This window comes from Amnibacterium kyonggiense (assembly GCF_004364555.1).
Classification (GTDB): Bacteria; Actinomycetota; Actinomycetes; order Actinomycetales; family Microbacteriaceae; genus Amnibacterium; species Amnibacterium kyonggiense.
This window is the reverse complement of sequence record NZ_SOAM01000002.1, coordinates 385,713-404,999: the sequence shown is the minus strand read 5'-3', so window position 1 is coordinate 404,999 and position 19,287 is coordinate 385,713. Positions and strand designations below refer to the sequence as shown.

At 73.0% G+C, this 19,287-nt stretch carries 16 protein-coding genes; 6 read left to right on the top strand and 10 right to left on the bottom strand.

The features are described from left to right. The first annotated feature begins 91 nt into the window (after positions 1 to 91). The 3 genes from CLV52_RS10305 to CLV52_RS10295 are packed head-to-tail and all read left to right on the top strand — an operon-like array spanning position 92 to position 3,299. Positions 92 to 565 carry an FMN-binding protein gene (locus CLV52_RS10305; RefSeq protein WP_133766257.1) on the top strand — a complete coding sequence of 158 codons (474 nt, stop codon included), beginning with the start codon at positions 92 to 94 and terminating at the stop codon, positions 563 to 565. After that, complete coding sequence (locus CLV52_RS10300; RefSeq protein WP_133766256.1) at positions 562 to 2,097, top strand: FAD-dependent oxidoreductase; 1,536 nt, start codon at positions 562 to 564, stop codon at positions 2,095 to 2,097. Before CLV52_RS10305 ends, CLV52_RS10300 begins: the two co-directional genes overlap by 4 nt. Then, a complete protein-coding gene (locus tag CLV52_RS10295) occupies positions 2,097 to 3,299 on the top strand; it encodes a serine/threonine-protein kinase (protein WP_133766255.1) in 1,203 nt (400 codons plus the stop codon). The genes CLV52_RS10300 and CLV52_RS10295 overlap by 1 nt, the downstream gene beginning before the upstream one ends. A 22-nt stretch (positions 3,300 to 3,321) precedes the next feature. On the opposite strand, the gene CLV52_RS10290 is transcribed toward CLV52_RS10295, so the two are convergent. Then, positions 3,322 to 3,753: a MarR family winged helix-turn-helix transcriptional regulator gene (locus CLV52_RS10290; RefSeq protein WP_162850806.1), complete on the bottom strand. Its 432-nt coding sequence runs from the start codon at positions 3,751 to 3,753 to the stop codon at positions 3,322 to 3,324. Between the two features lie 93 nt (positions 3,754 to 3,846). On the opposite strand from CLV52_RS10290, the gene CLV52_RS10285 reads away from it, so the two are divergent. Next, complete coding sequence (locus CLV52_RS10285) at positions 3,847 to 6,849, top strand: alpha-mannosidase (RefSeq protein ID WP_133766253.1); 3,003 nt, start codon at positions 3,847 to 3,849, stop codon at positions 6,847 to 6,849. 67 nt (positions 6,850 to 6,916) lie between these two features. Here the strand turns inward: CLV52_RS10285 and CLV52_RS10280 are convergent, their stop codons facing one another. From CLV52_RS10280 to melA, 5 genes are all read right to left on the bottom strand, one after another. Continuing rightward, positions 6,917 to 7,462 (bottom strand): hypothetical protein, encoded by a 546-nt coding sequence (locus tag CLV52_RS10280; protein WP_133766252.1) that lies wholly within the window; start codon positions 7,460 to 7,462, stop codon positions 6,917 to 6,919. Between the two features lie 17 nt (positions 7,463 to 7,479). Beyond that, positions 7,480 to 8,358, bottom strand: a complete 879-nt coding sequence (locus tag CLV52_RS10275) for a carbohydrate ABC transporter permease (RefSeq protein WP_133766251.1) — start codon at positions 8,356 to 8,358, stop codon at positions 7,480 to 7,482. Then, positions 8,358 to 9,296, bottom strand: coding sequence for a carbohydrate ABC transporter permease (locus CLV52_RS10270; protein WP_133766250.1), 939 nt, complete (start codon positions 9,294 to 9,296; stop codon positions 8,358 to 8,360). The genes CLV52_RS10275 and CLV52_RS10270 overlap by 1 nt, the downstream gene beginning before the upstream one ends. Further along, positions 9,293 to 10,627, bottom strand: coding sequence for an ABC transporter substrate-binding protein (locus CLV52_RS10265; protein ID WP_133766249.1), 1,335 nt, complete (start codon positions 10,625 to 10,627; stop codon positions 9,293 to 9,295). Before CLV52_RS10265 ends, CLV52_RS10270 begins: the two co-directional genes overlap by 4 nt. Positions 10,628 to 10,835: 208 nt before the next feature. Then, positions 10,836 to 12,128, bottom strand: coding sequence for an alpha-glucosidase/alpha-galactosidase (melA, locus tag CLV52_RS10260; protein WP_133766248.1), 1,293 nt, complete (start codon positions 12,126 to 12,128; stop codon positions 10,836 to 10,838). Positions 12,129 to 12,234: 106 nt separating this feature from the next. Between melA and CLV52_RS10255 the strand changes: the two genes are divergently transcribed. Next, positions 12,235 to 13,050 (top strand): DeoR/GlpR family DNA-binding transcription regulator, encoded by an 816-nt coding sequence (locus CLV52_RS10255; RefSeq protein ID WP_133766247.1) that lies wholly within the window; start codon positions 12,235 to 12,237, stop codon positions 13,048 to 13,050. A 135-nt stretch (positions 13,051 to 13,185) separates the two neighbouring features. Then, entirely contained in the window at positions 13,186 to 14,625 is a 1,440-nt protein-coding gene (locus tag CLV52_RS10250) for a DUF4832 domain-containing protein (protein ID WP_133766246.1), read from the top strand. Between the two features lie 180 nt (positions 14,626 to 14,805). Here the strand turns inward: CLV52_RS10250 and CLV52_RS10245 are convergent, their stop codons facing one another. From CLV52_RS10245 to CLV52_RS10230, 4 genes are read right to left on the bottom strand one after another with little or no spacing between them, the layout of a single operon-like run. Beyond that, positions 14,806 to 15,687 (bottom strand): carbohydrate ABC transporter permease, encoded by an 882-nt coding sequence (locus CLV52_RS10245; RefSeq protein WP_133766245.1) that lies wholly within the window; start codon positions 15,685 to 15,687, stop codon positions 14,806 to 14,808. Then, positions 15,680 to 16,621: a carbohydrate ABC transporter permease gene (locus CLV52_RS10240; protein WP_133766244.1), complete on the bottom strand. Its 942-nt coding sequence runs from the start codon at positions 16,619 to 16,621 to the stop codon at positions 15,680 to 15,682. The genes CLV52_RS10245 and CLV52_RS10240 overlap by 8 nt, the downstream gene beginning before the upstream one ends. Then, the gene (locus CLV52_RS10235) at positions 16,618 to 17,937 is read right to left on the bottom strand and encodes an ABC transporter substrate-binding protein (RefSeq protein ID WP_133766243.1); all 1,320 of its coding nucleotides are present in this window, start codon (positions 17,935 to 17,937) and stop codon (positions 16,618 to 16,620) included. The genes CLV52_RS10240 and CLV52_RS10235 overlap by 4 nt, the downstream gene beginning before the upstream one ends. Before the next feature lie 12 nt (positions 17,938 to 17,949). Further along, positions 17,950 to 19,161 carry a Gfo/Idh/MocA family protein gene (locus tag CLV52_RS10230; protein WP_133766242.1) on the bottom strand — a complete coding sequence of 404 codons (1,212 nt, stop codon included), beginning with the start codon at positions 19,159 to 19,161 and terminating at the stop codon, positions 17,950 to 17,952. Between the last annotated feature and the right edge of the window lie 126 nt (positions 19,162 to 19,287).

Sequence of the window (19,287 nt, the reverse complement as noted above, 5' to 3'; positions counted from 1 at the left end):
CACGCCCGAGCGGATGTCCGCGGTGAACCATCCGCGCCGCCGTGCCGTGGTCCCCATCGACGCACGACCGCGTCCGGAGGGAGCCGACCGCATGACCACCACTGGGCCCCGCACGACCCTGCGCCGCCTCGCCGCGATCGGCGGAGGGCTGCTCGGCGTCGCCGCGCTCGCCGGCTGCGCGCCGACCGCCTCGGACGCGGCCCCCGCGTCGAGCGCCCCGGCCGCGTCCGCTCCGAGCTCGGCGGCGAGCGCCGGCACGTCCTCCGGCGACCTCAAGGACGGGAGCTACACGGCGACCGGGCACTACCAGTCGCCCGGCGGCGACTCCGCGGTCGAGGTGACCGTCACGCTGAAGAGCGGCACGATCAGCGCGGTGAAGGTGGTGCCGAAGGCGGCCGACCCCACGGCGCAGCAGTACGAGGCGCAGTCCGCCTCCGGCATCAGCGGCGTCGCGGTCGGCAAGAGGATCGACGGCCTCCAGGTCGGCGCCGTGTCCGGCTCGTCGCTGACGAGCCAGGGCTTCGAGAAGGCCCTCGCGGAGATCCGGACCGAGGCGGCGGCGTGACCGCGCCCGCTCCGGTCCGCGACGCGGCGCGCCCGGAGCGGTTCCGCACGCCGGGCCTCCTCCTCGACCGGCTGACCGGCCGCGTCACGATGTACCGCCTGGTCGTGCTGGTCCTGCTCGCGATCGCCCTCGTCGCGGTCGTCGGCTCCGCGGTCGGCCTCGTACCGTTCCCCGTGCTCGGCCTCCTCGCGTCCCTCGTCGTGGCGGTCGTCGTCGGCGCGGGCACCAACCGGCTCTTCGCGCTCGTGCGGCGCATCCGCCCGCACACCGAGTCCGGGATCATCACCGGGCTGCTCGCATTCTTCCTCTTCCTGCCGCTCCCGACCGCGCAGGCGCTCGGCGCGCTCGCGCTGGCTGTCGCGGCGGCGAACCTCTCGAAGTACCTGCTCGTCGTGCGGGGGCGGCACCTCGTCAACCCGGTCGCGATCGGGGCGGTCGCGGTGCTGCTGACCCGGCTGTCCGGCGCGACCTGGTGGGTCGGGACGCCGCTCCTCCTCCCGTTCGTCGTGATCGGCGGGGCGCTCGTGCTGCGCCGCGCCGGCGCGTGGGACCTCGCGCTGCCGATGCTCCTGATCGCCGTCCCGGGCGCGGCGATCCGCCTGCTGGCGGCGGGCAGCCCGCTCGACGCGGCGGTGTGGACGGCGCTCGCCTCCTCGCCGTACCTCTTCCTCGGCGCGTTCATGCTCTCCGAGCCGCTCACCGCGCCGCCGCGGCGACGGCAGCGGATCCTCGTCAGCGCGCTCGTCGGCGTGCTCCTCCTGATCCCGCTGCGCATCGGCTGGGTCGGGCTGACCCCGGAGGTCGCGCTCGTGCTCGCGAACCTCGTCGCGTTCGGCTTCGGCCAGCGGCGCCGACTGCGCTTCGTCCTCGAGGGTCGGGAGGAGCACCCGGGCGGCATCGAGGAGCTGCGGTTCACGAGCGAGGCGCCGCTGCGCATCCGCCCCGGTCAGTACGTGGAGCTGAGCCTCCCGCACGCGCGGCAGGACGCCCGCGGCGCGCGCCGCGCGTTCAGCCCCGCGAGCGCACCGGGCACCGCCGTCCGCATCGTGACGCGCCGGGCCGAGCGCTCGAGCTCGTTCAAGCGCGCGCTGGCCGCGGTGCCGATCGGCGGCGCGGTCGCGGGCAGCACCGTCGCGGGGGACTTCCTCCCGCCCCGCGATCCCCGCACGGCGGTGCTGTGGCTCGCGAGCGGCGTCGGCGTGACCCCGTTCCTCGCGATGGCGGAGACGGAGCCCGACCGCGACGCCGTCCTGGTCTGGCACCTCCGCGCCGGCGACGATCCTGCGTGGGCCGCGGGCGCGCTTCGCCGGGTTCGCATGCTCGTCGTCGGACCGGAGGACGTGCCGCTGCCGGACGGCTGGGAGCGGCTCGGCGCGCGGCTCGAGCGGGAAGCGCTCGTCGCGGCGGTGCCCGATCTGCGGGAGCGCGACGGCTTCGTCGCCGGCTCGCCGACGTGGGTCGCGCTCGGCCGACGCGTCGGGCGGTCGGCCGGGATGCGGCGGCTCCGCAGCGACCGGTTCCTGGGGTACTGATGGCCGACCGGGACGTCGGCGCCGGTGCCGTGCTCGACGACCGCTACGTGCTGGGCGACCGGATCGGCCGCGGCGGGTCCGGCGTCGTGCACCGCGCGTGGGACCGGGAGCGCGGCCGCGCGGTCGCGGTGAAGCTGCTGCCGGCCGGCGCGGAGCCCGTCGGCGCCCAGATCGGGCGGCGCGAGTCGGACATCCTCGCCGAGCTCGACCACCCCCGGATCGTCGCGCTGCACGACGTGCTCGACACCGGCCGCGGGACCGCGCTCGTCATGGAGCTCGTCGACGGGCCGTCGCTGCACCAGCGGCTCCAGCGCGGCGCGCTCCCGCTCGAGGAGGCCGCGGTCGTGCTCCGCGACGTCGCCGCGGGGCTCGCCCACGCGCACCGCCGGGGCGTCGTGCATCGGGACGTGAAGCCCGGCAACGTGCTGCTGCGCCTCCGCGGCGAGGCGGTCGCGGAGGCGAAGCTCTCGGACTTCGGCATCGCCCGGAGAGCGGATGCGACCCGGACCACGGCGGAGCGCACCGTCGTCGGCACGCTCCGGTTCCTCAGCCCGGAGCAGGCGCGCGGCGAGCGGGTGACTGCCGCGTCCGACGTCTACTCGCTCGGCCTCACCGTCCTCGCCGCGATCACCGGCGCGGACGCGTTCCCCGGGCCGGAGGCGGAGTCGCTCGCCGGCCGGCTGCTGCGCACGCCGGCCGTGCCCGCGGCGCTGCCCGACGACTGGGCGGACCTCCTGCGCGGCATGACCGCGCTCGCACCCGAGGACCGCCTCGACGCGTCCGCGACCGCGGCGCTCGCCAGCGCGCTCGGATCCGGGCGGCGGCCGGAGGTCCTCCCCGCGGCGGCCGGCCGGTTCACGGCCCCGCTCGACCCCGTCGGGAGCGCCGCGCGCATCCGGTCGGGTCGTCGTCGCGGGCGCACGGCCGTCGCGATCGCGGGCGTCGCCCTCGCCGGGGCGCTGCTCGGCGGCGCGGTCGCGGTCGTCGTCGACCCGGCCGCGGTCGAGCAGGCACTGCCCGGCGCGCTGCCGGCCGCCGAGCCAGTCGTGACCGAGGGGACCCCCTCCGCGCCCGCCGCCGCACCGCGAGCGCCCGCGCCCGCGCCCGCGCCGGCGTCCGACGATCGCGTCGCTCGGGCGGACGGGAGCGGCCACGGCTCCGGGCACGGCGGCGGCCACGGGGGCCACGGCTCGGACGACTGACGGGCGGCCGTCCGCGCAGGGCTCAGTCGGTGCTGGAGAAGCGGGCGAGCAGCGCGGAGAACCGCTCGACGTCGTCCGCCGGCCACGACGCGAAGAGCACGCGCAGGCGCTCGCGCTGGGCCTCCGTGATCGCGTCGAGCCGCTCGTGCGCGAGCGGTGTGGGGGAGAGCCAGGCGATGCGCGCGTCCGTGGGGTCGCGCTCCGCGTCGACGAGGCCGGCCTCCCGCAGCTCCTTCAGGTGCCGGCTCACCGCGCTCTTGTCCATCCCGAGCGTCGCGACGAGGGTCGTCGCCTGGACGCGCTCGGCGCGGACCACCTCGCGGAACACGGGCCAGGCGGCGGGCTGCACGTCGGGTCCCAGCGCGGCGGCGGCGATCCGCACGGTGCGGCGCACGCCCACGAAGATGCGGTCGAAGGACTCGATGATGGTCCGGATCGCGTCGTCGGTCTCCACAGCGCTCACCGTAGCCAACCCGGACCGCCGTGCGGAGCGCGGATCGTCCTGGCTCACCGCCGACGAGCAGGGAAGGTGGAGTTCGCTCGTCGCATGGACGACGTCGACCCGTTCGCGCGAGGACGCCTCGAGCTGACCATGCGGCGCGTGCGCCGGTTCCTCCGGGAGCGGATCGAGCCCGCGGTCCACGGCGAGCGCCGGCCGGTGGCCGTCCGGGCCTGGACGGTGGGAGGCGAGCCCGTGCCGTTCGCGGAGGCCGCCGCGCAGCGCTTCGATCCCTTCGCGGTCGGCGAGCCGTGGGGCCGGCCGTGGGACACGGTCTGGTTCGAGGTGCGCGGCGAGGTCCCGCAGGAGTGGGCGTCCGACGAGGCGGAGCTGCTCGTCGACCTCGGGTTCGACGAGGCGCAGCCGGGCTTCCAGGCGGAGGCGACCGCGTACCGGCCCGACGGGTCCGTCGTGAAGGCGGTCGAGCCGCGGAACGCGTGGGTCCCGATCGACGGGTCCGGCCCGTTCACCCTGCTCATCGAGGCCGCCGCGAACCCGGTCGTGTTCACGCCGTACGCCTACCGCCCGACGCCGGTCGGCGACCCCGCCTCCGCGGGGTCCGAGCCGATCTACCGGCTGACGACGCTCGAGGTCGCGCGCCGCGACGCCGAGGTATGGGAGCTGCTGCAGGACGTCCTCGTGCTCGACGGGCTCGTCGACGTGCTGCCGGAGGACGGCGCGCGCCGCGCGCAGCTCGTGACCGCGCTCGAGCGCATGGTCGACGTCATGGACCCGGCCGACGTGCCGGGGACGGCGGCGGCCGGGCGCGCGGCGCTCGCGCCCGCGCTGGCCGTCCGAGCGGCGGACAGCGCGCTCCGCGTCTCCGCCGTCGGGCACGCGCACATCGACTCCGCGTGGCTCTGGCCCACGCGGGAGACGGTGCGGAAGGTCGCGCGCACGTTCGCGAACGTGCTCGACCTCCTCGACCGCGACCCGGACTTCGTGTACGCGGCGTCCTCCGCCCAGCAGTACGCGTGGTTGCAGGCGAGCCAGCCGGCGCTGTTCGAGCGCGTGCGCGCCGCCGTCGATTCGGGGCGCATCAGACCGGTCGGCGGCATGTGGGTCGAGTCCGACACGAACATGCCGAGCGGGGAGTCGCTCGTGCGGCAGCTCGTCCACGGCAAGCGCTGGTTCCTCGAGCACCTCGGCGTGGAGTCCGACGAGGTCTGGCTGCCGGACTCCTTCGGCTACACGGCCGCGTTCCCGCAGATCGCGCGCGCGGCGGGGATGCGGTCGTTCGTCACGCAGAAGCCCTCCTGGAACGAGACGAACCGGATGCCGTACTCGACGTTCCTCTGGGAGGGGATCGACGGCTCGCGCCTCCTCACCCACTTCCCCCCGGCCGACACGTACAACTCGGACCTCGGCGCGGAGGACCTCGCCCGCACGGAGCGCCGGTTCGCGGAGAAGGGCCGGGCGAAGGAGGTCCTCGGGCTCTTCGGCTTCGGCGACGGCGGCGGTGGCCCGACACGGGAGATGCTCGCGGCCGCGCACCGCAAGGCGGACCTCGACGGCTCGCCGCGCGTGCGGCTGACCGACCCGGCGACGTTCTTCGCCGACGCGGCCGCCGAGCTGCCCGACCCGTCGGTCTGGTCGGGGGAGATGTACCTCGAGCTGCATCGCGGCACCCTCATCTCGCAGCAGCGGACGAAGCGGGGGAACCGGCGCAACGAGGCGCTGCTGCGCGAGGCGGAGCTGTGGGCGACGACCGCCGCGGTCCTCCGCGGTGCCGCGTACCCGTACGACGCGCTCGAGGAGGCCTGGCGGACGGTGCTGCTGCAGCAGTTCCACGACATCCTCCCCGGCTCCTCGATCGCCTGGGTGCACCAGGAGGCGGAGCGGAACCACGCCGCGGTCTCGGCCGCGCTCGAGGGGCTGATCGGCGGCGCGCTGGCCGCCCTCGGCGGTGGTGGCGGCGATCCGGTCGTCGCGAACGCGGCGCCGCTCGCGCGGCACGGCGTGCCGGCGCTCGGCATCGGCCCGGCGAGCGAGCCGGTCGCGGCGACCCCCCGGCCGACGCCGCGCGGCTTCGCGCTCGTCGACGACGCCCTCCGCGTGGTGGTGGACCGGCGCGGGGTGCTGCTGTCGGTGCAGGACCGCGCCTCCGGCCGCGAGGTGCTGCCGGAGGGCCTCCCGGGCGGCGTGCTGCAGCTGTTCCGCGACACCCCGCGCGACTGGGACGCCTGGGACATCGACGCGGAGGACCAGCGGACCGGCGTCGAGCTGCTCGCGCCGGAGTCGGTGGAGGTGGAGGGGGACGCGGTCGTCGTCCGGCACCGCTTCGGCGCCTCGACCGTCGAGGTGCGGATCCGGGTCGTCGACGGCCGCCTCGACTACGCCTTCGCCATCGACTGGCACGAGACGCAGAAGCTGCTCAAGCTCGCGTTCCCGCTCGACGTGCGGGCGACCCACGCCACCTCCGAGATCCAGTTCGGCCACCTGCAGCGGCCGATCCACCGGAACACGTCCTGGGACAGCGCGCGCTTCGAGACCGTCGCGCACCGGTGGATCCACGTCGGCGAGACGGGCTTCGGCGTCGCGATCGCGAACGACGTCGTCTACGGCCATGACGTGCGTGCCGCGGTCGCGCCCTCCGGCCGCCCCATGGCCGTCGCGCGGCTGTCGCTGCTGCGGGCGCCGCTGTTCCCCGACCCGACCGCGGACCAGGGACGCCACGCCTTCACGGTGAGCCTCCGGCCCGGCGGGATCCCGGAGGCGATCGACGACGGCTACCGGCAGCACCTTCCGCGGCGCACGACGAGCGGGACGCCGGTCGAGCCGCTCGTCGCCGTGACGGACCCGGCGGTGCTCGTCGAGGCGGTGAAGCTCGCGGAGGACCGCAGCGGCGACGTGGTCGTCCGGCTCAGCGAGTCGCTCGGCGGCCGCGCCGCTGGGGAGGTGCGGACGACGTTCCCCTGGACGTCCGTCGTGGCGACGGACCTCCTCGAGCGGGAGGTCGCGAGCACGGCGCTCGGGGGCTCGACGCCGGGCGACTCGGCGCGGATCGCCCTCCGCCCCTTCGAGCTGCTCACCCTCCGCTTCCGCCGCTGACGCCCCGCACGCTCTCTCTTCGTTCTGCAGGAGTGCGACTCCTACAAGACGAAGAGAGAGTGCGGTGTCAGGCGGTGACGGCGCGGACGGCGGCGAGCAGCTGCAGGGTCGCGGCCACGCGCTCGTCGTGCGGGACGCCCGCGAACGGGTCGTGGTCGCCCGCGGGCCCGGCGAGCACGCGGATGCGGCGCCGCTCGTCCTGATCGATCTCGCCCTCGCCGGCGACCGCGCGGAGCGCCGCCAGCCACTCGCTCCGCCCGACGCCGTCCGGGGTCGCCGCCTCGGCGCGGTCGAGCCAGTCGGGGTGCGCGGGATCGAGCGCGACCTCGCGGAGGGCGTCCCAGACGAACAGGTGCACCGCGAGCGCGCCCTCCTCGCCCGGCTCGGACCCGGGGACGGACAGCGTGAGCGCCCGGTCGACGAGCTTCCGGGCGCCGGCCTCGGAGTCGCCGCGGCGGAGCGCCTTGTCGAGCAGGGTGTCGGCCGCCAGCCGGACCGCGCGCTCCCGGTCCGCATCCCGCCGCTCCGCGTCCGTGCGCAGCGCGCCGAACGCGCCCCGTCGTTCCGCGTCCCGCCGGAGCCGCTCCCACGCGATCAGGTCGTCCTCAGCCACGGGACGACGCTAGGCGATCAGCCCTTGAGGCCGGAGAACGTCATCGTCTGCACGAACTGCTTCTGCGCCACGAGGAAGAACACGATCAGCGGCAGCGTCGCGACGACGTTCGCGGCCATGAGCAGCGACCACTGCGTGCGGCGGGTGCCCTGGAAGCTCGTGATCCCGAGCTGCAGCGTGAACGCCTGGTCGTTGTTGATCGCGATCAGCGGCCAGACCAGGTCGTTCCACGAACCGAGCAGCGTGAAGATCGCGAGCGTCGCGAGCGCCGGCTTCGCGAGCGGCAGGACGATGCGGAAGAAGACCTGCCGCCGGGTCGCACCGTCGATCAGCCCGGCTTCCTCCAGCTCCGGCGGGAGGGAGAGGAAGAACTGCCGCATCAGGAAGATCCCGAACGCGCTGGCCAGCCATGGCACAATCGCGGCGCCGAGGCTGTCGATCAGGCCGATCCGCGAGAACAGCACGTAGGTCGGGATCATCAGCACCTGGATCGGGATCATGATCGTCGCGACGATCCCGAAGAATCCGAGGGTGCGGCCGCGGAACCGCAGCCGCGCGAACCCGTACCCGGCGAGCGAGCAGAGCACGAGGTGGCTCACGATCGCGGTGACGGACACGATCACGGTGTTCCCGAGCCACAGCAGGACCGGGGAGGTGCCGAACAGCTGCGCGAACCCGTCGAACGTGAGCCGTGAGGGGATGAACGGCGTCGGGATGCGGTTGAGGTCCTCCGCCGGCGTGAGCGCGGCGAGGAACATCTGCACGAACGGGATCGCGAACAGCACCGCGACGGGCGCGAGCAGCAGGTGCCACGGGCTGAACGGCAGCCCGCGGCGGCGCGGCCCCGACCGGCCGGTGGTGCGCGCGGAGGCGGAGGGGAGTGCGCTGGACGACATCAGAAGGCCTCGATCCGGGCGCGGCGGGCGTAGAGCACCACGCCGATGGTGATCAGCATCGTGACGATGAACAGGGTCCAGGCGACCGCGGAGCCGTAGCCGAACTCGGTCTGCCGGAACGCGGCGTTCCAGAGGTAGTAGACGACCGTCTGCGTCGCGTTCAGGGGGCCGCCGCGGGTGGTCGTGTAGACGAGGTCGAAGAGCTGCAGCGCCTGGATGACCTGCCAGATCGTCGCGAACACGGCGACGGGCGCGAGCTGCGGCACGGTGACGTGCCAGAACGCCTGCCGGCTCGTGGCGCCGTCGATGCGCGCCGCCTCGACGAGCTCGCCCGGGATGTCCTGCAGCGCGGCGAGGAAGATCACCGTGGTGAAGGCGGCGGAGCCCCAGAGCGACATGATCGCGATCACGACCATCGCCTGCCGCGGGTCCTCGAGCCAGCCCTGCTGCGGCAGACCGACGCGGCGGAGGACGTTGTTCAGCAGCCCGAACTGCGGGCTGAACAGGTAGGTCGTGAGGATGCCGGTCGCAGCGGCGGACGCGACGAACGGCACGAAGATCGCCGTCCGGTACAGCCCGATGAAGCGGATCCGCCGGTTCAGCGCGACCGCGAGCAGCAGGCCGAGCAGCACCGAGGACGGCACGAACAGCGCCGTGTAGAGCACGGTGTGCGTCACGGCGGCCGCGAGGTCCGCGTCCGTCAGCGCGTAGGCGTAGTTGTGCAGCCCGACGCCCTCCGGCTCGCTGAAGCCGTCCCAGCGCTGCAGCGACAGGAAGAACGACCAGATCGCCGGGAAGATCGACAGCCCGAGCACGAGCACGGTCGCCGGGCCGACGAACGCCCAACCCTCGAGGGTGAGCCGGAGCCCCCGCCGGCGGCGGGACCGTCGCCGGTCCACGCCGACACCGGCGGCGGGCGAGAGGGGCGCCGCGCTCACGGGCCGTTGCCCTCGAGCGCCTGGTCGGCCTTCGCCGCCGCGGCGCGCAGACCCGCCTCGGGCGTGCCCTGCCCCTGCAGCACCGCCGAGATCTGGTCGCCGATCGCCTCGGAGAGCTTGTTGTAGGCGGGCACGGTCGGCCTGGCGTGCTTCGCGTTCGCCGAGTTCGCCGCCATCACCTCGAGCCCGGGCAACGCCTTCACCTGCGCCTGGAACGCGGCGGAGGACGTCTCGCTCGACCGCAGCGGGAGGTTGCCGTAGGCGACGTTCCACCGCTCGTCCTGGGCCGGGTCGGTGAGCCACTTCGTGAACTCGACCGCCCAGTGCGCGCGGTTCGCGTCCTTGTGGTCGAAGAGCGTCCACAGGTCGGGGCCGGACACCGTCTCGTGGTTCCCGTTCGTGCCGGGCAGGACCGTCACGCCGTAGTCGGTCTTCGCGGTCTTCAGGTCGTACAGCTGCCACGGGCCGCTCGTGATCATGCCGATGTGGCCGCCCGCGAACAGCTGCCCGAACTTCGTGTCCGTCTGGTCGAGGTAGACGCTCTTGTCGTCGATCGCCATGTCGCGGAGGAACGTGAGCGCCTCGACGCCGGCCGCGGAGTCGAAGGCCGCCTTCTTCCCGTCGGACGACAGCACCTCGCCGCCGTGCTGCCAGAGGTGCGGCCAGAACTGCCAGGTGGTCTCCTCGCTGCCGGAGACCGAGTAGCCGTAGCCGTAGGTGTCGGTGGCCCTGTTCGTCAGCTTCTTCGCGGCGGCGCGGAAGTCGTCCCACGTCCACCGGTCCGTCGGGTAGGAGAGGCCCGCGGCGTCGAAGAGCTTCTTGTTGTAGATCAGCGAGAGGTTGTCGACGACGGCGGGGAAGCCGATCGTCTTCTTCCCGGTGGGCCGGGCGGTCTGCCGCGCGGCGCCGCTGAAGCCGTTCCAGTCGACGTCCGCCGCCGACACCTGCTTCGTGATGTCGAGCGTGCGGTTCGACGCCTCGAGCTGGCTCGACCAGGAGCCGAACGCGTACGAGATGTCGGGGTAGTTGCCGCCCGCGAAGCTCGCGGAGAGCTTCTGCAGCAGGTCCTCCGTCGACGGCGCCCCGGAGGAGACGTCGATCGTCACGTTCGGGTGGAGCTGCTCGTACTGCTTCGCGAGGCCCTCGAGGATCGTCTCCGCCTGGTCCGCCTGCCCGGTCCACCACGTGAGGGTGACGTCGGCCTTCGTGTCGAGCGTGGAGGAGCCGCCCCCGCCCGAGCAGCCGGTCAGCGCGGCGATGAGGGCGCCCACGGTCGCGACCGCGGCGGCGACCCGGACGGTCGGTCGTCGGTGGATGGGGATCCTCGGCATGGCTGGCTCCTCGCTCGGTCGTCGCGCTGCTCTGCGCTGCCGCCATGGTCCCCACTGCACGGACTCCCCGGGAGGTCGCTGCGAGGAACGCGCAACCCGATTGCGCGCTCCGCGCTGTTCCGTTACGGCCCCGAAACACGCCGGACGCACGAGGGCCCGCCGCGCTCGACGCGGGGCGAGCGGGGCGGGCCCCGAGGGGCTCCCGGACCTAGCGGAGGTCGGGCTGGATCAGGTCGCCGTGTGCGGCGGTCAGCTCGTCGCAGAGCGCCCAGATCTGCTCCGGCGTGAGGCTCGAGCTCGCGTTCGGGTCGGCGAGCACCGCCTGGCGCACGCGCTCCTTCGAGCCGGTCCGGGCGGCCTCGATCGTCAGCTCCGCGACGGAGACGTAGGCGCGGTTCAGCGCCGCGCCCTGGGTCGGGATGGAGCCCATCGCGACCGGGTGGAGGCCGTCGCCGTCGACGCGCACGGGCACCTCGACGACCGCGCCCTCCGGCAGGTTGTCGATCAGCCCGCGGTTCACGAGGTTGCCGTGGATCTCCCGCTCGGTGCCCGTGACCATCGAGTGGATGACCTGCGGCGCGTACTCGGCGGCGCCCTCCTCCAGCTCGAGCGGCTCGGCGGCGGCGAGGGCGCGCTGCGCGTGCTCGAACTCGGCGACGTTCTCCTCGCTGATGCCGATGTACTGCAGCGGCTCGATGCGGAAGCGCTCGACCTGCTCGGGGGAGCGGAGGAACCAGTCGAGGTACTCGCTGGAGTGCTCGCTCGTCTCGGTCGGGTAGTACCCGAGCCGGCGGAACATCTCGACCCGCACGCGGCGTTCGAGCTCGGGCTGCGCCGCGATCGTCTCCCGGAGACGCGGGTAGAGGCTCTCGCCGTCGCGGCTCCACTCCAGCAGCCAGGCCTGGTGGTTCACCCCGGCGGCCCGGAACCGGGTGCCCTCGAGCGGCACGCCGATGAGCTCGCAGAGGTCGTGGACGGTCCAGTAGACGCTGTGGCAGAGCCCGATCGTGCGGATCTCCGGCGCGACGACCGACGCCCACCAGACGTTCATGGCCATCGGGTTCGTGTAGTTCAGGAACACGGCGTCGGGGCAGAGGCGCCCCATGTCGCCGAGCAGCCCGGTCAGGAACGGGAAGGTGCGGAGTCCGCGGAACACACCGCCGATGCCGGTCGTGTCGCCGATGGTCTGCAGCAGGCCGTACCGAGCGGGGATCTCGAGGTCCGTGCGCGTCGCTGCGATGCCGCCGACCTGCACCATGTTGACGACGAAGTCGACGCCGTCGAGCGCCGCGGCGCGGTCGAGCGCGGGCACGATCGTCGCCCGGGCGCCGAGGCGCTCGTTCACCTGGCGCGCGGTTCCCTCCGCGACGACGAGGCGCTGGGCGTCGATGTCGTGGAGCCGGATCTCGAGATCGGCCAGCTCGGGGAAGCGGAGGAGGTCGGCGAGCAGCTGCCTGGTGAAGACGACGCTGCCGGCGCCGATGAACGCGACGGAGGGCATGTCCGCGATCCAACAGTGGAAGTGAGCGATCCGGGGAGGACCGTTGCGCGGCTTCCGCGAAGTGCGCAATCCTGCTGCACGCTTCCGACCCCTGAGGAGGACCGCGATGGCGCAGGCCACCGGGCTGCGGCTGCCGCACGCGTCGTCGGCCAAGCGCGCCGACCGCATGCTGGCGGTCCTCAAGAGCGTGAACGCGCGAGGCGCCGTGTCACTGGCCGACCTGGCGGGGGAGCTGCACGTGTCCGCGGCGACGCTGCGGCGCGACCTCGCCGACATGGAGGACCAGGGCCTCCTCATCCGCACCCACGGCGGCGCGCGGCCGCAGGCGGTGCACGACGAGGTGCCGGTGCACCTCCGGGACCTGGAGGCGCGGGAGGCGAAGCACCGCATCGCGCTCCGCGCGGCCGAGCTGATCCCGTCGGGGCCGTACGCCGTCGCGCTGACCGGCGGCACGACGACCGCGGAGATCGCGAAGGCGCTCGCGCGGCGGACACAGCTGACGATCATCACGAACGCGCTCACGATCGCGCTCGAGCTGGCCGCCCGCCCGACGACGAAGGTGATCCTGACGGGCGGCGTCGTGCGGTCGACGTCGTTCGAGGCGGTCGGGGTGCTGGCCGAGAACACCTTCAAGGCGGTGAACGTCGGCACCGCGATCCTCGGGGTCGACGGGTTCAGCGCGCACGGCGGGGCGACGACGCACGACGAGGTCGAGGCGCGGACGAACAACGCGATGGTCGACCACGCCCAGCGCGTGATGGTCGTCGCGGACGGCTCGAAGGTCGGCCGCGTCACGTTCGCGCAGATGGCCGCGACGGAGTCGATCGACGTGCTCGTCACGGACACGACGGCGGACCCGGCGGAGCTCGACCGCATCCGCGACGCCGGCGTGACCGTCCACCTCGTCGAACCCCGCCGCTGACGGGGCCTCCCGCTGCACCACCGGCGGTGCGCACGGTCCGGATTGCAGCGGACGGCCCCGATGGCGCCGCGCAGTCGCACTGCGCGATCGGCGGGGCGCCTCGACTCCGCGGGCACCCGCTCCGAGCATGAGGCGATGACCGACACCACCTCCACCCGGCGACGCCGCCGGGTCGTGCTCGCCACGGCCGCCGTCGCCGCGACCCTCGCGCTGGCCGTGCCCGCCACCGCGGCCTCCGCGCACCCCGACCACCATCCGGGTCGCACGGTGACCTACCGGGCGAGCAGCGCGAACATCCCGAACCCCGAGCGCGGGTTCGACCACGAGACCGACACGCACTACCGCGACGGCGGGAAGGACTGGGCGCCGCTCACCGATGCGCAGCTGCGCGCCTGGCGGAAGCTCGGCGACACCCAGATCAACCGCGTCTACTACCTCGACGACTTCGCGAAGGGCGCGGACCTCAGCCACGACCTGCTCACGAAGCTGCAGCACGACTTCGACGTGGTGAAGCGCAACGGCTTCACGGTCGTCCTCCGCTTCGCCTACGTCGAGGGCGGCGCCGATCCCTACGTCGCGCCCTTCGGTGACGCCGACCTGCCGACGGTGCAGAAGCACATCCGCGAGCTGACTCCGCTGCTCCGGCGGAACGCCGGCCTCATCGCGACGCTGCAGCAGGGCTTCATCGGGCTGTGGGGCGAGGGCTACTACACCGACTTCTTCGCCGACCCGAAGACCCAGGCGGTGTCCGACGCGGACTGGGCGAAGCGACGCGCGGTCGTCGAGGCGGAGCTCACGGCCCTGCCGACCCGGACCGTGCAGGTCCGGACGCCGCTCATGAAGCAGGAGATCGCGGGTCGGACCACCGGGACCGCCGGCGCCCTGACGCCGAAGGAGGCCTACCGGAACACCCTCGCGGCGCGGATCGGGCATCACAACGACTGCTTCCTCGCGTCGCCGGACGACTTCGGCACCTACCTGTCCGACCCGATCTCGCTCGACCAGGACTACCTGGCGGCGGACAGCCGGTTCGTGCCGGTGGGCGGCGAGACCTGCAACGTCGACCCGCCGCTGTCGGAGTTCCCGAACGCGAAGACGCAGCTGGCGCGCTTCCACTACAGCTACCTGAACCGCGAGTACAACACCGACGTGCTCGACTCGTGGGGCGCCGCGGGCATCGCGACGGTGGAGCGGAAGCTCGGCTACCGCTTCCAGCTCACCTCGAGCACGGTCACGGCCGGCCGCATGCCGACCGTCACGATCCGCGTGCAGAACACCGGCTGGGCGGCGCCGTACAACGCACGGCCCGCGAAGCTCGTGCTCGTCAGCGGGAAGCACCGCTACTCGGTCGCGCTGAAGACGGACGTGCGCCGCTGGGCGGCCGGCACGACCACCACGGTCCGCACCGCGATCCGCCACCTGCCGCACGGGAAGTACGTCGTGTACCTCGCCCTCCCGGCGGCGGACAAGAGGACCGCGAAGGACCCGCGCTACGCCATCCGGCTCGCGAACGTCGGCACCTGGCACGCCTCGGCCGGCCTGAACGACCTCCACCAGACGGTGCGCATCCGCTGACCCGAACGGTCGGAAGGGCGGCGGGCCGGGAGGCGACTCCCGGCCCGCCGTGCTGCACCCGCAGCCTGCTCACGTGCTCCCGAGACGTCATCCGTGCGGAGCGGGGCCTTCCGCTGCAATCCGGGCGGTGCGCACGGCCCGAATTGCAGCGGATGGCCCCGCGAGCGCGTACGGCGCGCCTTACTTCAGGCCGGAGGACGCGATCCCGTCGATCACGCGGCGCTGGAGCAGGATGAACGCGATCAGCACGGGCGCGGTCGCCATGAGGCTCGCCGCCATGATGATCGGGTAGTCGACCGTCACGCTGCCGGACAGCGTCGCCAGCCCGGCCGCGAGCGGCTGGAGGTTCGCGTACGTCGTCACGACGAGCGGCCAGAGCAGCTCGTTCCAGCTGAACAGCACGGTCGTGATCGCGAGCACGCTGATGTTCGAGCGGACGAGCGGCATCATCACGCGCGTGAAGATCTGCCAGGGGTTCGCGCCGTCGATGCGGGCGGCCTCCTCCAGCTCGTTCGGCAGGTTCATGAACGCCGTCCGCATCAGGAACGTTCCGAACGCGCTGAACAGGCCCGGCGCGACGATGCCCGGGATGGTGTTGAGCCAGCCGAGCGACTGGACGATCTGGTACTGCGACAGCAGGTAGACCTGCGACGGCACGAGCAGGATCGACAGCACCAGCCCGAGCAGCAGGTTCCGGCCGCGGAACCGCATCCGCGCGAAGGCGTAGCCGGCCAGGGTGCAGAGCACGATCTGCGCGACCGTCCGGATCACCGTGATGGTCACGGAGACGCCGAGCTGCGGCAGGAACGGCAGCTGCGCGAACACGTCGACGTAGTTGTGCCACTGGAGCGTGCCGGGCCAGAACGTCGGCACGACGCTGCGGACCTGGCTGTTCGTGGACAGCGACATGATGATCTGCCACAGGAACGGGAAGGCCATCAGGAACCCGCCCACGCCGAGCACGACGTGCGCGACCGCGTGACGCGGCCGCCGGCGGCTCCGGGTCGCGGGCGTCCTGGTGCGGACCGCCGCTGCGGACCTCGTCGACACGGCGCTAGACATCGGCCACCCACCTCCGCTGGAGTCGGAACTGCACCAGGGTCACGAGCCCGATCAGCGCGAAGATCGCCATGGCGATGGCCGCCGCGAACCCCTGCTGGTTGTCGACGAAGCCCGCCTGGAAGAAGTAGAAGACGAGCGACATCGACGACGGCATCGCCGGGTTGCGCGGGCCCATGATCGCGTATAGCAGGTCGAAGAGCTGGAAGCTCGAGATCACCGTCACGACGGTGACGAAGAAGATCGTCGGGGTCAGCAGCGGCACGGTGACCGACCGGAAGCGCCGGGCGGGGGAGGCGCCGTCGAGCTCCGCGGCCTCGTAGAGCTCCGGCGGGATCGCCTTCAGCCCGGCCGCGAGCACGATCATCGAGAACCCGAGCGACGACCACAGCCCGACGATCGACACGGCGAGGATCGCGAAGCCCGGCGTGCTCACCCAGTACGGGCCGGGGAGGCCGACCAGCGACAGGAACCAGTTCAGGACGCCGTAGTCACCGTTGAAGATCAGCCGCCACACGAGCGCGACGGCTGTCGGCATCGCGATGTACGGCAGGAAGAAGAGGACCCGGTAGAAGGACGCGAAGCGGAGGCCGGGCGTGTTCAGCAGCGCCGCGAGCCAGACCGCGAGCGGCACCCCGAGCAGCACGATCGCCGTGTAGATCAGGGTGTTCCCGAGGGACGTGTAGAACTCCGGGTCCTGCACGAGCGCCACGTAGTTCGCGACGCCGCTGAACGTCTGGCCGCCGAAGACGCCGAAGGTCGTGAACGAGAACCAGAACGTCTGGACGATCGGCCACAGGTAGAACGCCGCGACGCCGATCAGCAGCGGCGCGACGAAGAGGACCGGCCACCAGCCGTCCGTGTGCACGCCGGAGCCGCCCCGCCGGGTGGCGGGGCGGCCGGCTGCGCGGGGGACCGCGCGCTGGAAGCCGCTCATCCCTTCGCGAGCGCCGCGGTCATCTCGGTCTGCAGCTGCTCGAGGGTCGAGTCGACGGGGGACGTGCCGGCGAAGACGCCCGGCAGGTACTTCGCCTCGAGCGCGTTCCAGGCCGCCGTGTTCTTCGAGACCGGCAGCGGCTTCGCGTAGGCGAGCTCGTCGAGGAAGACCTGCAGGTCGACGCCCGGCATCGACTTCGCGAACGAGTCCTGCGTGCCGTTGAACGCGGGGATCACGGCGCCCATGTCGCCCTGCTGCTGCTGGGCGGCCTTGCTCGCGAGGTAGACCTGCAGCGCCTGCGCCGCCTGCTTGTTCCTGCTGCCGGCCGCGACGACGTTCGAGACCCCGTGGATGACTGTGGCCTTCTGCTCGCCCTTCGGCAGCGGCGCGACCTGCACGTCCTTCGCGATCGGGGCGGCCGCGATCTCCGAGCGGCCCCAGTCGCCGCCGATCAGCATCGCCGCCTTGCCGCTCACGAACCACTGGTCCGCGGGGGTGTCCGTCAGCTGCTTGACGGAGGGGGAGCCCTTCGAGGCGATCAGGTCGCGCCAGAAGACGATGCCCTTCTTCGTGGCGTCGCTCGCGTACTCCGACTTCTTCCCGTCGGCGGAGATGACGTTCCCGCCCGCCTGGAAGATCGTGTCGTAGTAGGTGGTCTGCCCGTCCATGCCGGCGGCGACGCCGTAGATCCCCTGGCCCTTCAGCTTCGACGAGATCGTGGTCGCGGCGGTCGTGAGGTCGTCCCACGTCCAGTCGCTCGTCGGCACCGCGACCCCCGCCTTCGCGAAGAGCGCCTTGTTGTACCAGAGGCCGATCGTGTCGAAGTCCTTCGGGACGCCGTAGTGCACGCCGTTCGCCGTGTAGAGGTCGACGAGCGCGGACGGGTAGTTCTTCGGGTCGATCGCCCCGGCCTTGATCTCGCCGGTGATCGGCTCGACCTTGCCGTTGTCGGCGTAGAGCTGGAAGTTCGGGCCGTTGAGCCAGAACAGGTCGGGCATCGTGTTGCTCGACGCCTCGGTCTGCAGCTTCGTGAAGTACGTGTCGTACGGCGTCACGTCTACGTTCACGGAGATGTTCGGGTACTCCTTCTTGAACCCGGCGAGGTTCGCCTGGATGGCCTTCACCTGCGTCTGGTCCCAGAGCGCGTAGGTGATGGAGGCCTTCAGGTCCTTCGGCGCGGCGGTGTAGTCGCCGCTCGGCGCGCCGCCGGAGCCGCCGGGGCTGGAGCAGCCGGCGAGCAGGAGGCCGGCGGTCGCGGCGCCGGCCAGGCCGACGAGCGCGCGGCGGGTGACGGGATGGCTGGTGGTGCGGGGCATGGCGTGGTCCGTTCAGCTCGTGGTTGCGGGAGTGGCGGTGCGGTGCTCGAGGCGGGAGATCAGGTCGGCGGCCAGGGGCGGCACGTCGCGCGGGGTGCCGCCGTCGCGGAGCGACTCGGCGGCGAGCGCGCCGGCGGCGACCGCGTCGCGGGCGGCGATCAGGGACACCTCGGTGGGCGCGCCCGTGGCGACGTGGCGCAGGAACTCGCCCATGGTGCGGACGTCGGCCTGCTCGTGGCCCTCGCCCTCGCCCTCGATCGGCACCTCGACGTCGCCGGCGAGCTGCCAGTCGTGGCGACGGTTCCAGACGCGGATGACGCCGCCCGGGGTGTCGCCGAAGTTCTCCAGCCGGCCGCGGGTGCCGATGACCGTGTAGTTGCGCCAGTAGTCGGGCGTGAAGTGGCACTGCTCGTAGCTGGCGGTCACGCCGTCGCCGAGGTCCATCAGCATCATCGAGACGTCCTCGACGTCGATCACCGGGTTCAGCCCGGTCTGCGCCTCGGGCGGCCAGTTGTCGTGCGAGAACCAGTCGGGCATCACCTCGCCCTCGTGCGTGCCGCGGTCCTCCACGGCCCCGTAGACGGTGAGCGCGCCGAGCGCCGTGACGCGCTTCGTCGACCGGCCGGCGAGCCAGTGCATGACGTCGAGGTCGTGGCTCGCCTTCTGCAGGAGCAGGGAGTTCACGTGCCGCCGCTCGGCGTGCCAGTCCTTGAAGTAGAAGTCGCCGCCGTTGCCGACGAAGTGGCGGCACCAGATCGACTTCACCTCGCCGATCGCGCCGTCGTCGATCAGCGCCTTCATCTGCCGGACCACCGACATGTGCCGCATGTTGTGGCCGACGTAGAGGGGCGTGCCCGTGCGGGCGGCGGTCTCGAGCAGCCGGTCGCAGTCCTCGAGGGTGATCGCCATCGGCTTCTCGAGGTAGACCGCGACGCCCGCCTCGAGCAGCGGGATCGCGATGGCGGCGTGGGTGTCGTCGGGAGTGGTGACGATCGCGGCGTCGAGGTCCGCGGCGATCGCGTCCCCCAGGTCCGCGGCGACCTGCACGTCCGGGCCGAAGCTCCGGGCGGCGCGCGCCCGACCGACCTCCGTCGGGTCGACGGCGAGCACCAGCCGGGCCGCGGTGTCGGTGCTCCCCACGTGCTGGGCGATCTCGGCGCGCTGACCGATCCCGATCACCCCGACCCGCAGCGTCCTCGTCCCGATCGTGCTCGTGTCGCCCATGCCGTCTCCCCGTCGTCGGTCGGCGGCAGTCTTGCCCGGTGCGGCGTCCGCGCGATCGGTCCGGCGACAAACGCGCAGTCGGACGGCGCGATTCGCGCGGTCCGGTCGCTCGCCGGACCCGAGGAT

Excerpts from the sequence above, each read along its gene's own strand:
- CLV52_RS10305 (WP_133766257.1), top strand. The coding sequence starts at position 92 with ATGACCACCACTGGGCCCCGCACGACCCTGCGCCGCCTCGCCGCGATC.
- CLV52_RS10295 (WP_133766255.1), top strand. The coding sequence starts at position 2,097 with ATGGCCGACCGGGACGTCGGCGCCGGTGCCGTGCTCGACGACCGCTAC.
- CLV52_RS10285 (WP_133766253.1), top strand. The coding sequence starts at position 3,847 with ATGGACGACGTCGACCCGTTCGCGCGAGGACGCCTCGAGCTGACCATG.
- CLV52_RS10275 (WP_133766251.1), bottom strand. The coding sequence starts at position 8,358 with ATGTCGTCCAGCGCACTCCCCTCCGCCTCCGCGCGCACCACCGGCCGG.
- CLV52_RS10265 (WP_133766249.1), bottom strand. The coding sequence starts at position 10,627 with ATGCCGAGGATCCCCATCCACCGACGACCGACCGTCCGGGTCGCCGCC.
- melA (WP_133766248.1), bottom strand. The coding sequence starts at position 12,128 with ATGCCCTCCGTCGCGTTCATCGGCGCCGGCAGCGTCGTCTTCACCAGG.
- CLV52_RS10255 (WP_133766247.1), top strand. The coding sequence starts at position 12,235 with ATGGCGCAGGCCACCGGGCTGCGGCTGCCGCACGCGTCGTCGGCCAAG.
- CLV52_RS10250 (WP_133766246.1), top strand. The coding sequence starts at position 13,186 with ATGACCGACACCACCTCCACCCGGCGACGCCGCCGGGTCGTGCTCGCC.
- CLV52_RS10245 (WP_133766245.1), bottom strand. The coding sequence starts at position 15,687 with ATGTCTAGCGCCGTGTCGACGAGGTCCGCAGCGGCGGTCCGCACCAGG.
- CLV52_RS10240 (WP_133766244.1), bottom strand. The coding sequence starts at position 16,621 with ATGAGCGGCTTCCAGCGCGCGGTCCCCCGCGCAGCCGGCCGCCCCGCC.
- CLV52_RS10235 (WP_133766243.1), bottom strand. The coding sequence starts at position 17,937 with ATGCCCCGCACCACCAGCCATCCCGTCACCCGCCGCGCGCTCGTCGGC.
- CLV52_RS10230 (WP_133766242.1), bottom strand. The coding sequence starts at position 19,161 with ATGGGCGACACGAGCACGATCGGGACGAGGACGCTGCGGGTCGGGGTG.